General features: G+C 68.7%; 10 protein-coding genes. All 10 read right to left on the bottom strand.

The window, feature by feature from the left end; translation table 11 throughout:
- Window positions 1-6: 6 nt before the first annotated feature.
- On the bottom strand, window positions 7-972 hold the full coding sequence (gene rlmB / locus IM660_RS03840) for a 23S rRNA (guanosine(2251)-2'-O)-methyltransferase RlmB (protein WP_193498101.1): 966 nt from the start codon (window positions 970-972) through the stop codon (window positions 7-9).
- The gene (gene cysS, locus IM660_RS03835; protein WP_193498100.1) at window positions 962-2392 is read right to left on the bottom strand and encodes a cysteine--tRNA ligase; all 1431 of its coding nucleotides are present in this window, start codon (window positions 2390-2392) and stop codon (window positions 962-964) included. The genes rlmB and cysS overlap by 11 nt, the downstream gene beginning before the upstream one ends.
- A gap of 216 nt (window positions 2393-2608) precedes the next feature.
- Entirely contained in the window at window positions 2609-4870 is a 2262-nt protein-coding gene (locus IM660_RS03830) for an FAD-dependent oxidoreductase (protein ID WP_193498099.1), read from the bottom strand.
- A complete protein-coding gene (locus IM660_RS03825) occupies window positions 4867-6204 on the bottom strand; it encodes an alpha-amylase family protein (RefSeq protein WP_193498098.1) in 1338 nt (445 codons plus the stop codon). The genes IM660_RS03830 and IM660_RS03825 overlap by 4 nt, the downstream gene beginning before the upstream one ends.
- Window positions 6201-7574 carry a sulfatase family protein gene (locus IM660_RS03820; protein WP_246465120.1) on the bottom strand — a complete coding sequence of 458 codons (1374 nt, stop codon included), beginning with the start codon at window positions 7572-7574 and terminating at the stop codon, window positions 6201-6203. Before IM660_RS03820 ends, IM660_RS03825 begins: the two co-directional genes overlap by 4 nt.
- A gap of 89 nt (window positions 7575-7663) precedes the next feature.
- The gene (locus IM660_RS03815) at window positions 7664-9019 is read right to left on the bottom strand and encodes an ABC transporter substrate-binding protein (protein WP_193498097.1); all 1356 of its coding nucleotides are present in this window, start codon (window positions 9017-9019) and stop codon (window positions 7664-7666) included.
- Window positions 9016-9642 carry a hypothetical protein gene (locus tag IM660_RS03810; RefSeq protein WP_193498096.1) on the bottom strand — a complete coding sequence of 209 codons (627 nt, stop codon included), beginning with the start codon at window positions 9640-9642 and terminating at the stop codon, window positions 9016-9018. Before IM660_RS03810 ends, IM660_RS03815 begins: the two co-directional genes overlap by 4 nt.
- Window positions 9639-10511: a carbohydrate ABC transporter permease gene (locus IM660_RS03805; RefSeq protein ID WP_193498095.1), complete on the bottom strand. Its 873-nt coding sequence runs from the start codon at window positions 10509-10511 to the stop codon at window positions 9639-9641. The genes IM660_RS03810 and IM660_RS03805 overlap by 4 nt, the downstream gene beginning before the upstream one ends.
- Window positions 10508-11476: a carbohydrate ABC transporter permease gene (locus IM660_RS03800; RefSeq protein WP_193498094.1), complete on the bottom strand. Its 969-nt coding sequence runs from the start codon at window positions 11474-11476 to the stop codon at window positions 10508-10510. Before IM660_RS03800 ends, IM660_RS03805 begins: the two co-directional genes overlap by 4 nt.
- 12 nt (window positions 11477-11488) lie before the next feature.
- On the bottom strand, window positions 11489-13723 hold the full coding sequence (locus IM660_RS03795) for a glycosyl hydrolase family 28-related protein (protein WP_193498093.1): 2235 nt from the start codon (window positions 13721-13723) through the stop codon (window positions 11489-11491).
- Window positions 13724-13733 lie beyond the last annotated feature (10 nt).

The raw sequence follows: 13733 nt of genomic DNA, 5'->3' as shown, positions 1-13733 counted from the left end.
CCGAGCCTACCGATTCCGGCGCTGCGCGATCTCATACAACGCGATCCCGACGGCGGTGCCCGCGTTGAGCGATTCGGTGGCCGCGGCCATCGGGATGGACACCACGAGGTCGCACGTCTCCTGGACGAGCCTGCTCAGGCCCTTCCCTTCCGACCCCAGCACCACCACCAGGGGCTCGGTCGCCAGCTCCAGGTCACCGATCCGGGTCTCGCCGTGACCATCGAGGCCGACGACGAAGCAACCGGCCTTCTTGTAGTCCTGCAACGCACGCACCAGGTTCGTCGCACGCGCCACCGGCACCCGCGCAGCCGCACCGGCGGAGACCTTCCACGCCGTGGCCGTCACGCCAGCGGAGCGACGTGAGGGCACCACCAGTCCGTCCACCCCGAACGCTCCTGCCGAGCGCAACGTGGCTCCCAGGTTGCGCGGATCGGTGATGCCGTCGAGCGCGACGATCAGCGGCGCATCGCCGCGCTCGGCCGCGATGTCGAGCAGATCCGCCGGGTCGGCATAGGAGTAGGCGGGAACCTCCAGGGCCACGCCTTGGTGCACGGCCCGGTCGGTCAGCGCGTCGAGCTCGGGTTTGCGGATCTCTTTGACGGGCAGATTCCGTGCCGCCACGGCGGCCACGATCTCCCGGGTGCGGTCATCGGCATCGATTCCCGCTGCGAGGTACACGGCACTGACCGGGATCTGCGCGCGCAGCGCCTCCACCGCCGAGTTGCGGCCGACGACCAGCTCGTGGCTCTTGGCTACCCGCTGGACCCTCCGAGCGCCCCCCGCGGTCTTCCCGGCAGCACGTTCGGCCGCCGCCTTACGCTTGTGCGCCGGGTGGTAGGGGCGGTCCTCGGCCTTGGGCGTCGGGCCCTTGCCTTCGAGCGCCTTACGCCGGTGCCCGCCTGTTCCGACCTGCGCGCCCTTCTTGGAGCCGGGCTTGCGCACGGCCCCCGGACGCTTCGAGTTACCGGCCACGGGTGCCACCCTTCACGCTCCACCGGACGCCGCCGGCAGAGTCTTCGACGACGATTCCCGCCTCCGCGAGGCGGTCCCGCAACAGATCGGCACGGGGGTAATCCTTGGCCGCACGGGCCTCGGCTCGTTCGGCGAGCACAGCCTCGACCAGAACGGACAGGGCGTGGTGAGCTCCGCCGTCATGGGCTGCCTCACCGGCCCACGGCTCGGCGAGCGGGTCCAGGCCCAGGACGGACAGCATCGCCCGTACTGCGACCGCCTCGGTGGCGACAGTGGCGTCCTCACCTGAGGCGAGGGCGGTGTTGCCGCGGCGGACGTGCTCGTGCACGACGGCGAGCGCTGCGGAGACGTTGAGATCGTCGTCCAGGGCGGCGCTGAACGCCTCGGGAAGCCTCGCGCTGGCGACGTCCTCGCCGGAGACGACGCCGGCGAGTTCACCGGCGCGGGTCACGAACTGGCTGATCCTGTCCCATGCAGCACTCGACTCGGCGAGTGTGTCATCGGTGAACTCCAGCGTGGAGCGGTAGTGCACGGCGCCGAGGGCGTAACGGAGCACCACGGGGGACGTGCGTTCGAGCACGGCGTCCACCGTGAGGGAGTTCCCGAGCGACTTGCTCATCTTCTCCCCACCGACGGTCACCCAGGCGTTGTGCATCCACAGCTCGGTGAAGTCCCACCCGGCGGCCTGCGATTGTGCGAGCTCGTTCTCGTGGTGCGGGAAGCGCAAGTCAATCCCGCCGCCGTGGATGTCGAAGCCCTCACCGAGGTACTTGCGGGCCATGGCCGAGCACTCCAGGTGCCAGCCGGGCCGGCCCCGGCCCCACGGGGTGGACCATGCGGCGCCGTCGGGGTCGGTGGGCTTGGTGGCCTTCCAGAGGGCGAAGTCGCGCGGGTCTCGCTTGTCGGAGGCCTCGTCCTCGTCGACGGAGAGATTCTCCAGCAGCTGCCGGGTGAGCGCTCCGTACTTCCCCCAGGAGTGCACGTCGAAGTAGACGTTGCCCTCCTCGCCGCGGTAGGCGTGACCGCGCTCGATCAGCCGGTCGATCAGCTCGATCATCTCCGGCACATGGCCGGTGGCCCGCGGTTCGTAGGTGGGCGGGAGGACCCCGAGCGCGGCGTAGGCGGCGGCGAACTCCCGCTCGAACCGGTGTGCCCAGGCCCACCACGGCACGTCCGCCTCGGCCGACTTGACGAGGATCTTGTCGTCGATGTCGGTGACATTGCGGATCAAGGTCACCTCAAGACCCGATCGGCGCAGCCAGCGCACCAGGATGTCGAAGGCGATCGCCGAGCGCAGGTGCCCGATGTGGGGAGCCCCCTGGACGGTCGCGCCGCACAGGTAGATCCCCACATGGCCCGGTCGTCGGGGCGCGAGGTCACGAACCTCGCGAGTGGCGGAATCATGCAGGCGAACAGTCACTCGGAGAGTCTAGCGACGGGAGGTGAGGTTCGCTCCCTTCGACGCGGTGCGGAGCGTGCCGGTCCGCACGCGGCCACGGGCCGGGTCTCCTCGGTCGCCAGGTTCGGCTTCCCACCCGGATCGGCCCTCATGTCCGAGAAGTGCACGCGGAGGAATCCGTCGACGATGGCGCCTCCGGCTCACCGGAGCCGGAGGCGATTCTCGCGCTGTGCATGCTCATTGCTGACCGGCAGTTGCCCACGCCCGCACCGAGACGATCCGCGCGGATTGCACACCGTTCGTCGCCGAGACGACCACCCGCAGCCGCGTCACCCGCCGCGACAGCTCATGGCGGCGGTGCCGGACCCGGTTCCCGGTCACCTCGGCCACGACCTGCCACTCGTCGGCGCCTTCCGGCACCACCTCGACGCGGTAGTCGCGCACCAGAGTCGGCAGCACCTCGAACGGTGTGCGGTGACGGTGCAGGTTGACGAGGTCCTCCTGCACATCGTCGTCGAAGACAATCGTCACCTCGCCCACATCGGCCGGAGCATGCCAGGTCAGCTGCAGCCAGGGCTCGGGGTCCTCCGCGAACGGGGCGGAGACCCACATCTGCGGACCAGCATAGGGGCGCGCGTAGCCGCCGACCGCACGCCGCGGCGCATACGCGGCCGTCGGTGCGTCCAACCGCAGCCGCGGCACGTGATGCTCGAGCGCCTGCCGCCAGTACCGCCAGATCTCCGGCATGGCTTCGCCATCGGGCAAGGGTTTGTGCCCGATCGTGGCCACCCCGGGGATCGGTTCGTCCTGCAGGCAGACTGTCACGTCCGGATTGGCCCTCAGCACGATGACCGCGTTGCACTCGGTCTTCGGCCGCCAGGCCAGGGGAAGGCGTACCCACCCACCCTTCCCCTGGGGAACACCCACGCGCTCCACGGCCACCTGCTGCTTCGGCAGGTAGACATGGGGCGCCCCGGTTCTCCAGAGCTCCGCAACCAACTCGGTGTCCCGCGAGGCATCGACTTGCACCTGCACCCCGTCGATCGCCGGCGCCACGGGCACGAGGATCCCCAGATGGTTCGTCAGCGGGTAGGAGCCCGAGACGGCGCCGGTCTCCTCCACGCGGTCCCAGGTGGAGGAGACGTCCACGCTGGCCTGCAGCGCCAGGTCGGCCGGGTCCTCGTGCACCAAGCCGAGCACCGACGCGTCCGAACGGATCAGCGCCCGCCGCATCACGTCGAACCGCTGCGTCGCCAGCTCGGCCGGACTGACCCCCTCCGCGAGCGCGACCGCGGCACCGAGACCCGCGGCCTCACCGGTCAAGCCACAGGTGGCCATCACCCGGACCGAACCGAACGCCACGTGCGAAGCGGAGATGTTGCGGCCCCCCATCCACATGTTCGTCACGTTCGCCGAGTACAGGCAGCGCAGCGGGATGTGATAGTTCCCGTCCGGGTGCCAGTGCCGCGAGCCCTTCTCCGTGGCATACACCCCGCCCGGGGGATGCAGATCGATGGACCAGCCCCCGAAGGCCACGCGATCGTCGAACACGGTCTGGTCGAGCACGTCGTGCTGGGTGAGCGTGTACCCACCTTCGAACCTGCGGTACTCCCGCTTGCCCGGGACCGACCCGATCCACTCCAACGTCAGGCTGTCCGCGTCGAACCTCCCGGAGTTCTTGATGTAGTCCCAGATCCCGTACACCACACCCTGCAGCTCATCCCGGATGCGCTCGTTGTCGGCGACCACGTCCAGCTCGCCGCCCCACTCGATCCACCAGTAGCGGCAGCCCTTCGCCTCCACGCTGATGGGTCGCAGCTCCGGGATGGCGGTCTTCATGATGTCGACGGCGAAGGACGGCGGCACGAACTTCACCGGCCGGCCGGCATCGGTGGAGTAGAACAGGATCGTCGATCCCAGCGTCGCCCCGTCCTCGACCTCCGGTGCCCACGATTCCCCGTAGACCTCCCGGGCCTCCCGGCCGAGCCGGTACCAGGCACCGGCGAGGTACCCCACGAGCCCGTCCCCGGTGGCGTCGACGAAGGCGCCGGCGCTCACGCGGACACGCCGTTCGGATCCGGACTGCCACCCGGTCACGGCGTGGATTCGGCGCGCATCGTCCGGGCCGCTCGCCTCGACGTCGGTCACGTCGGTGTTCAGGAACAATTGGATCCGCGGCTCGGCGCGCACGGCCTCGAGCAGCACCAGGTCCCAGTAGTACGGGTTGCCCTCGGGGTTGGTGAACTGGTTCTCCACAAACAGCTCGCCCATGATCCCGGTCTCGCGCGCGAAGTGGTGCACCCCGTGCGCCGTCGCACCGCACACCCACACCCGCACCTCGCTGGAGGAGTTGCCGCCGAGCACCGGGCGGTTCTGCACCAGGGCGACGTCCGCGCCTTGCCGTGCCGCCGCGATCGCGGCGCACACTCCTGCCAGGCCCCCGCCGATCACAGCGACATCCACGTGGTAGTCGTCCGTGCGCACCATGCCCGCGGTCATGCCTCATCCTCCCGTGCCCGTAGCTCGGCCCGTGCCTGCTGGTAGTCCTCCCACGACGGCGGAGCCGGCGGTCTGGTCTGCAACGGCCTGGCCGCGTGGTGGGTCGCCAGGGAGTGCCGCAGTCGCTGGACGACCTCGTCACCGAACCGGTCCGGAAGCAGGCTGACCACCGGGTGCCCGTACTCACCGTCCATCAGGTCCAGGTGCGCGCAGAAGTCCTCGGCCGTCACGTCGGCCGCGTTGCCACCGATGTGATCGAGGTTGACCACCGTGTCGGGCGCCGACCAGCGCGTGATCAGCCAGTGCGCCGTGGCCACCGAACGCCACGGCCGCCCGGGCCCGACGAGGACGTCGTTGCTGCGGACGACGTCGGCCCATCTGCTGGCGAACACGTCCGGCACGTGGTGCTCCACCTCCAGGCCGGGGTCGATCTCCTTGATGGCGGCGTAGGCGAGCTGCAGCTGGGAGGTCATCCGGTGTTTCGGGCCGTAGTACAGGTCGAGCTTGAACTTTTCGAAGCCCATCCCGGCGTACCGGCCGAATACCCGGCGGTAGTGGTCGAGAACGGTGCTGGTGGCGTCCGCGTAGCACTCCTCGGCCACCCGGCTCCCCGTCTCGGCGGCGCCATCGGCCACCGGGTGGAAGGCCGCCGGGTCCGCGGCCCGGAAGGCCGATCGCAGCGCCGCGCGACCTGGGGCGAACCACAGGCCGGGGACGTGCCCGCGGGCGCGGATGCGGGCCGCGGTCTTGTCCAGGTCGGCGAAGCGCTCGGTGTCCGGCTCCCAGTCACCGACCCCGCCCGGGGCGTTCCCGGGTGCCCAGCCGTCGTCGATGGTCACCTTGCCGCGCGGCAGGTCCATCGCATCAATACGGTCCAGGAACTCGTTCAGCATCCCCTCGTCGAGTGCTTCGCGCGCCGTCCCCCCGGTCCGCGTCGCTCGAGCCTTCTGCTCCACCCAGGTGCAGTACTCGACCGCGTCGTGGAAAGCACTGGTCGGGCCGGTGCGCCACCCGCCGCCGATGACCACACGGGAGTACTCGGCCCAGGCGTCGAACGGTTCGGCACCGGTACGCACGAATAGGTCGGCCTCGGAGCTGACCTCCAGCACACCGTCCACCCGGCGAAACCTCGTCCCGGGCATCGGTGAGAGAACACCCACGAACAGACCCTCGGCCAGGAGCACGGGAGACCCCGACGTGGACGACGCCGCGACCGTGACCGGGTCGAGCTCGAAGTCCGCCTGCTGGAGGTAGACGTCCTGACCCCAGGCGTTGAGCGCAGGCAGTAGCACCGGACCGGCGCACGGAACGCGGAACGTCACGCGGTCACTCACCCCCGGACCGCCTTCAGGCTGTCCTGGTGCAGCGGCGAGGTCACCGCTCCGTCCAGCAGCGGATCCTGGGTCTGCAGCATCCAGTCGCCGAGCTGGCGCAGCAGGTCGGCACGCGTCTGAGCGTAGGCCGGGTCCTCGGCCATGTTGGTCAGCTCCAGCGGATCGGCGAGGAGGTCGTACAGCTCGACCGTAGGGTGCGATCCGGCGTTGCCGTTCCGGCGCTCGACGGGCACGCATCGGCGGTTCCAGGACTGGCTCGGGTCCATGAACTCCGGGGCCGAGGTGAAGTTCACGATGAGCTTGGCCCGGGGGGTGCGGATGCACCGCCGTGGGTCGTAGTAGTCGTGGTACGTCATCTCACCGTAGATCACCTCCTCGGGGTCATCCACCTCCAAGGCGCCGCCCAGGTCTGCGGCGAAGCTCTCCCCGTGCATCGGGGGCGCATCCGTGGATTCGAGCCCGAGCGCATCCAGCAGGGTGGGGACGACGTCGATATTGGTGCGCGCGCGGTGCAGGCGGCGTCCGCCGTCCCACCCACCGGCCGGCCAACGGACGATGAACGCCACCTCAAGACCCGGGTCGTAGAGCGAGCACTTGGCGCGCGGCAGGGCAAGGCCATGGTCGGTGGTGAACACCACCACGGTGTTGTGTGCACGCCCACCGGCCTCGATCGCCGCGAGCACCCGGCCGGAAGCGCTGTCCATCGCCCGGATGGCGCCCTGCAGCTCGGCCACCTCCTCGCGGGCGGACGCGGTGTCCTCCAGGTAAGCCGGCACCTGGACACCCAGACTCTGGTCGGGGCTGATCTCGTCGCCCAGGAAACCCATCACGCCCGGGGCGTCGTGCTCTCCGGGCAACCGGTGCGGTTCGGAGAACCCGACCTGCAGGTAGTACGGCTCCGGCTCGCCGGCCAGCCGCGCAACCGCCTCCTCGGCAGCCTCCGCGACCTGCATGTGCCGCCCCCCGGTCCTGACCCTGTCGATCCCGAGGGCGGCGGCGATCTGCTCGTTGCTGCCGCGCCGCGCCTCGTGCATCACCCCGACAAGCTCGGTGCGGTATCCGGCCTCGCCGAGGTGCCGGGCCAGGTGCTTCTCACCCGCGTTCAGGTCCCAGCCGAAGGTGTGGTGCGTCAGGCCGAGCACACCGGCGGTATGCGGCCACCGGCCGGTGAACAGCGCAGCGCGCGAGGGGCTGCATTGCGGAGCGGCGGCGAACATCTGCTCGAGCAGCACACCTTCGGCGGCCAGTGCGTCGAGGTGGGGGGAGGCCACGGTGGCGGCACCGTAACAGCCGAGGTGTCTGCCCAGGTCGTGGCAGTGGATGACCACCACGTCCGGCAGGTCCGGACGGTGCTGTCCATCTCGTGGCATCAAGGGTCTCCAGGCGTTCGTGGGATGTCGGTCTGCGGGTCGGTTCGGCGGTCGAGCCGGTACCCGACCGCCGAACCGTGGGTGATGCGTCAGGACCCGGCGTAGTCAGCCAGGTTCACCGAACCGTCCTCCACGGCCTCGTCGAGGGCGGCGTTGTAGCGGTCGGTGAGCTCTTGCAGCGCTGGCGCGATCTCCTCATCGCCGAGCACGAGCGCGGTGAGGACATCCCGATAGGTCTCTCCCTGGATCGCGAGCCCTGCGACGGGAGAGTTGAGGGTCGGGTTGTCGGTATCGGTCGGCGCGTAGTCGAGGAGCTGGTCGTCGCGGTCCGGCATCTCGACGTCGGGGCGGATCGGCATGGTGGCGAACTCAGCGGCGTTCATCTCGGCGACCTCGGGGCTCGCGAGGGCCATCACGATCGCCCCGGCAGTCTCGGGTGCTTCGGTCGCGGCATTGATCGCCCAGCCGCCACCGCTGCTGCCGAGGTTCTGCACGAACTCCGCACCGTCGGGCACCGGAATGTTGCTGGCCGACCAGCCGATCTCGGTGTTCAGGACCTCGTTGAGTTCCCCGACGTCCCAGGAGGCCGACATCACCATCCCGATGTTTCCGGCGGCGAACTCGGTGCGGATGATGTCGTTGGCCACAGAGCTGGCGCCGGGGTAGGCCCAGCCCTGCGCCACTGCCTCGCGGAAGAACTCGATCACGGGTTCGTAGACACTGAAGTCGTACTGCTGCTCGCTGAGCCGGAACGCGCCCTGCACGGTCAGATCGTCGTCGGAGGAGGCCGCCATCCGGTCGACATACCACGTGGCGAAGCCGTTCCAGTTCAGCGGGACGCCGACACAGGACGCGTCTCCGGCCGCGACGATCGCCTCGCAGGCTTCGCGCATTTCACCCAGGGTCTCGGGCGGGGCATCCGGATCGAGACCGGCCGCGGTGAAGATGTCCCGGTTGTAGGCCAGCCTCGTCGTCGTGATCGAACTGGGGAGGGTGTACAGGCTCCCGCCCGACATGTAGGTCTGCGGCGGGTCGAGCAGGTCGCCGTATGCCTCGCGGATGTCGTCGGTGACGAAGTCGTCCAGCGGCATCACGTAGCCGGCTGCGATGAGCACGTTGGTGCGGTTGCCGGCGAACACGTCCGGGCCGTTCCCGGTCTGCAACGCCAACTGGATGGTCTGCTGGTACTCGTTGCCCACCTGGTGCTCGACGGTCAGGTCGACACCGTTCTCCTCGGCCCAGTCGCTCAGATACTGCTCCACGAGCTGGGCGTCGACGCCGCTGTCGGTCCAGACGGTCACGGGACCTTCGGAGCCGACGCCGCCACCCTCTGTTCCGCCACCGGGTGTATCGGGGCCGCCGCATGCGGCAGTGGCCAGCAGCGCGGCCACGGTGGCGCCGACGCCGAGGAGGCGCCCACGGCGCCGGAGCTGTTGTCGTGTCATGGGATTGACCTCTCTGTCAGGACGTGCGTGGAACGGGTTGTGAGGAGGGTGGATGCCCACCGGACGGTGAGCACACCGGCCCACGGTGGGAGGGAGAGTGCGACGCACCAGAGCGGGACCGTCATCGCTACCGGCACGAACACCACGACGAGGGCGACCACTGCCCATGGCAGGACGAGAAGCACGGTCTGCGCGGGGTACAGCACGAGATCGCGCAGCACCCTCTGCCACGCCGCAGCATCGGTCGCTCCGGGTGAACGGGAGATCGTGGCCGCGGCACGCACGAGCACGATGATCGTGATCACTGCGATGGCCAGGGCGGCCGCGCTGAGAAAGGGCGACGGCGAGCGCACCACGATGAGGACCGCTCCGGCTCCGAGGGCAAGAGGCGGCAGACCGGTCACGGTGGCAGGGCGCCACAGCTCCTGCACAGCCCTGCCCGAGGGCGGAAGGTCACCAGTGCGCACCAGGTGCCGGACGCCGTCGTAGGCCGTGGCGAGCGCGACCGGGATGGTGACCACCCCGAGGCTGAGCAGCGCGGTGATTGCGCACAGTTTCACCAGATCGGCGTACACGGCGAGCACACGGTGCCAGCGGGACTCGAGAACGCTTGCGCTGTTCATGCCTTCACGCCGCCTTCGGTCATCCCGCGCATGAAGTGCCTTTGCAACAGCAGGAACACGACCACGATCGGGACGATCACCACCATCGCTCCGGCGATCATCAGGTGGTAGGGATCGGTCACCTCACCCCCTGTTCGCAGGGCGTACACGCCGACGACGAGTGTGCGCATCTCCGGTTGAGCGAGCGTGAACACGTACGGGATCTGGAAGTTATTCCACGCAGCCTGGAAAGCGAGGATCACCGTGGTGGTCAGGATCGGTCGCATCAGGGGCAGGGAGATCCTGCGGTAGACCCCGAAGGTCCGGCAGCCGTCCACGCGCGCGGCGTCCTCCAGCTCCGGTGGCAGGGTCTGCACGAACGCCCGGACCAGGAAGGTGTGGATCACCGACATGCCGGAGACCTCCACCAGGATGATGCCGATGAGGTTGTCGATACCGAGAGCCTGGGCGATGAGGAAGCGTGGGTACAGCGTTGCGGTGCCCACGCCGATGAAGAGCACGCTCGCCATGACAGCGGACAGTGCGCGGCCGTAGACGAGGAGGTTGCGGGCGAGCATCCACCCGATCAGGGAGGCGATCAAGAAGTCGACCGCGACCACACCCGCCGCCACCAGGATGGAGTTCATGAAGTAGCGCTGGAACCCACCCAGCTCCCAGACCTCCTGATAGCTGCCTGTCGTCCACTCCTCCGGGAAGAGCTGCGCGCCCTGTGAGAGCAGCTCGTCCAGTGGTTTGAAGGAGGCGAAGAAGGCGTACACGAGAGGCAGCAGCGTGAGGATCGCCACCGAGATCAGAATGATGTAGGTCGCCACGTTCGCGGTGCGCTGGCGCGCACGGTATCCCCCGCGCATCTGCGTCGTCGGGCTCATCGGGAACCTCCGTCCCGGCTGAACCGCATGTAGATCAGGGAGATGATCGCGATGATGATGCTCGCGACCACTGCGAGCGCCGAGGCGTAGCCGTACTGCGCGCCGCGATCGAGGCTGAAGAAGTAGCCGAACAGGTAGGTGAACATCACCTCGGTCTGGCCCGCCGGTCCGCCGTCGGTGAGGGTCTTGACGATGTCGAACGAGCGCATCGTGAAGATAATCGTGAGCATGATGACCACCCGCAGGATCGGTGCCAGCAGCGGCAACGTGATGTGCCAGAAGTGCTTCCAGCCGGTGGCACCGTCCAGGGTGGCGCTCTCCACCACCTCCTTCGGGATCGTCTGCAGACCGACAAGGAAGAACACCGTGTTGACCCCGAACCCGGACCACACGCCGATCGCGATCAGGCTGGCCATCGCGCTCGGTCCCGAGCCGAGCCAGTCGTAGTGCTCGGGGACCAGCCCCGTCCAGCTGAGCAGGCCGTTGATCACGCCGTCGACCGGGCGCAGCAGGAAGTAGAAGACGATGCCGATCACGGCGATGGAGACCACGTTGGGGATGAAGAAGATCGCCCGGAAGCCGCCACCGAAGCGCACCCGCCTGTTGAGCAGGAGCGCCAGGCCCAGCGCGAGCGGGATCTCGAACACCACCGACCCAGCACCGAAGATCAGCGTGTTGCGTACCGACCGCCACCACACCGTGTCCGTGATGAGGATCTCGTAGTTGCTCAGGCCCACCCAGACCGGGTCGAGAACGCCGTTGTACTTGGTGAAACTGAGGTAGACGACGTAGCCGATGGGCACCAGAGCGAACAGGACGAAAGGCAGCAGGAGGGGCAGGACGGCCACGCTCGCGATCGCGCGGTCGCGGCGGCGCCACGGCTTGCGGCCGGTAGCAGGGGGACTGCCTGACGGAGCGGCGGTGCCACCTGCCCGCCGGCCGCTGCGACTGATGGTCTGCGTCACCTACGGTCTCCTTCAGATCGGCTGTGCGGCGGTGTGGCGCGCCACGTACAGGGGCAGGAAGCGTTCGGCATCCGAGAGCGGGGGAACGTTGCGGGCCGGGAGCTCACTGTCGTGGACGTACCCGTCCACACCGTCGCGGGTCTCGTGCACCAGTGGCGTGTACCCGCGCAGGATGCCCGGTGCGGTGCGGTGGGCGAGCGAGACGCTCACGGTGGAGTCGATGCACCGGATCAGCGGGATCCCGTCCTCCGTACGTCCGCCGAAGACGATGGCGCCGAGGATCTCCACCACGGAGTTCCCCTCGACGTGCAGCATCGTGCCCTTGTTCTGCTTCTTCATGCTGAGCACCCACAGCTGGGAACCGCCGCGCACGAGGATGTCGGGGAAGCCGTCTTCGGGGTTGATGTGGCGAGCCCAGGCGACCTTCCCGCCATCGAGGACGATGGCCGGGTTGCCTTCGCCCACACCGCTGGTGCGGCTCGCGACGGCCTCGAAGTGCACGACGCCACCAGGCGCCGTGTTCCGGTACGCCGCCGCTTGGTGCAGATGCATGTCCTGCATGAGTAGCGTGCGGTCCGAAGCGTGCTCGAACATCCGGTAAGCGCCCGGGACGGACGGCATCGGGCGTGTGTAGAGATCCTCGAGAAGGAGGGGCTCGTCGTCGTAGGAGCCGGTGATCCGGAAGACGCTGTACTCGTCCTCGACCGACGTTCCCGCGGGCTGCACCAAGACCTCGTCGACGTTGATGCGGCAGTACATGAAGTTGATGCGGTTCACCGAGCCCGGGATCTCGATCGTGTCGGTGACGCGGTACTGTCCCGGCGGGAACCAGATCGTCGCCGCGCCCGAAGCGAAGGCGGCCGCGATCGCCGCCGTGTCATCAGCGATGGCGTCTGCCACGGTACCGAAATCGGCCACACTCACCCAGGTCGACGGGTCGCCCCAGCTGTGCTCGTAGGGGCGCCCGGGCGGGTATCCCAACGCGCCGGCACGCCCCGGCGGGCAGGTGAACCCTCCCGGCGCAGGCGGCCGCAGACCCAGCGCTGTCGCAGGCTCGGTCGGCAACGCCGTGAACGGCCCTTCGGAGACGTAGTGCCCGATGGATGCCGGTTCGACCACGGCACCGTCACGCTCGATCCCGCTGGCGAAACCGGAGACGGCCACGTCGCGGACCGCGAGTGCTCCCCTACCGAGCGTGATCGCCGCAAGACCGGCGGCGTCGGTTCGCAGGTCGCTCGCCGTGATCGTGGCCATCGCGCCCTCGCCATCGACGACGACCGCCGGGACCGAGCCGTTGGTGCGCAGGTTGAACAGCGACAACGAACCGAACGTCACCTCGACGGCGTGCACGTTCTGGTCGTACAGGCTGAACCGTTCGAACCCGCAGCAGGCCGCACCGGTGTCGGCGAACCGCACACCGACATCGAACCCGTGGATATCGACGTTGTAGCCGTACCACTGCGTACCGGCCACGAACAGGTCCAGCCCGGCCACACCGGCACCGTCACCGCTGCGGATCGTGACGTTCCGCAATGCGTTGCAGTTCGATCCGCTGAGGATCACGCCGATCGCGCCGGAGTTGCCGCTGCCGGTATCGACTGTGAGGTTCTCGAGAAAGTTGGAGCCGGCAGTGTTGTTGTACGGGTTGTCGTTCTCGTATGCCTTTCCCCAGGCGAGCACCGGGCGCTGCTCTCCCTCGCCGAAGCCGGGGGCGTTGTCGGCCAGCCTGATGACGGTGCCGGTCTGCGACTCACCTCGTAGTCGCAGTGAGGTATGGCCCTCGATGGTGGTGGTGGGGCGTGTTGTGAAGTAGGGGAAGGAGTAGACGAGAGTCCGGGAGACCAGGTAGGTGCCCTCGGGGAAGTAGATGACCTTCTGCGTCGTGAGCGGTCCGATGTGGAATGGGCGCTCCTCCGGGATGGAGTCGGCAATGCCGCCTTCCACTGCGTCGATCGCGGCGATGATCGCATCGGTGTCATCGGTCACGCCATCGCCCACAGCGCCGAACAGGGTCTTCACGTTCAGCACGCCCGGCGCATCCGGCTCAGTCGCATACGCAGCCTCCGGGAACCGGATCAGCTCCGAGGAGGGAACCGCCTCCGGTACCACCGGTGCAGCACAGGACCGACCGGCTCCGAGGCCGGCTGGCAGCGGGCCCGAACCCGGCGACGCCGCAACCGCGGGTCCGGCTGCGATCGCCGAGACGAGACCAGCGGACGCCGTCCCCAGGAACACACGTCGCTTCATCGTTTGGGAT

This window comes from Ruania alkalisoli, assembly GCF_014960965.1.
In the GTDB taxonomy this organism is placed as follows: domain Bacteria; phylum Actinomycetota; class Actinomycetes; order Actinomycetales; family Beutenbergiaceae; genus Ruania; species Ruania alkalisoli.
Note: the sequence above shows the minus strand (reverse complement) of the source record. Positions and strands in the feature narration are given on the sequence as shown.

Coding starts and splice junctions, on each gene's coding strand:
- IM660_RS03810 (WP_193498096.1), bottom strand. CDS start 9,642: ATGAACAGCGCAAGCGTTCTCGAGTCCCGCTGGCACCGTGTGCTCGCC.
- IM660_RS03820 (WP_246465120.1), bottom strand. CDS start 7,574: ATGCCACGAGATGGACAGCACCGTCCGGACCTGCCGGACGTGGTGGTC.
- IM660_RS03830 (WP_193498099.1), bottom strand. CDS start 4,870: ATGACCGCGGGCATGGTGCGCACGGACGACTACCACGTGGATGTCGCT.
- IM660_RS03805 (WP_193498095.1), bottom strand. CDS start 10,511: ATGAGCCCGACGACGCAGATGCGCGGGGGATACCGTGCGCGCCAGCGC.
- IM660_RS03815 (WP_193498097.1), bottom strand. CDS start 9,019: ATGACACGACAACAGCTCCGGCGCCGTGGGCGCCTCCTCGGCGTCGGC.
- IM660_RS03795 (WP_193498093.1), bottom strand. CDS start 13,723: ATGAAGCGACGTGTGTTCCTGGGGACGGCGTCCGCTGGTCTCGTCTCG.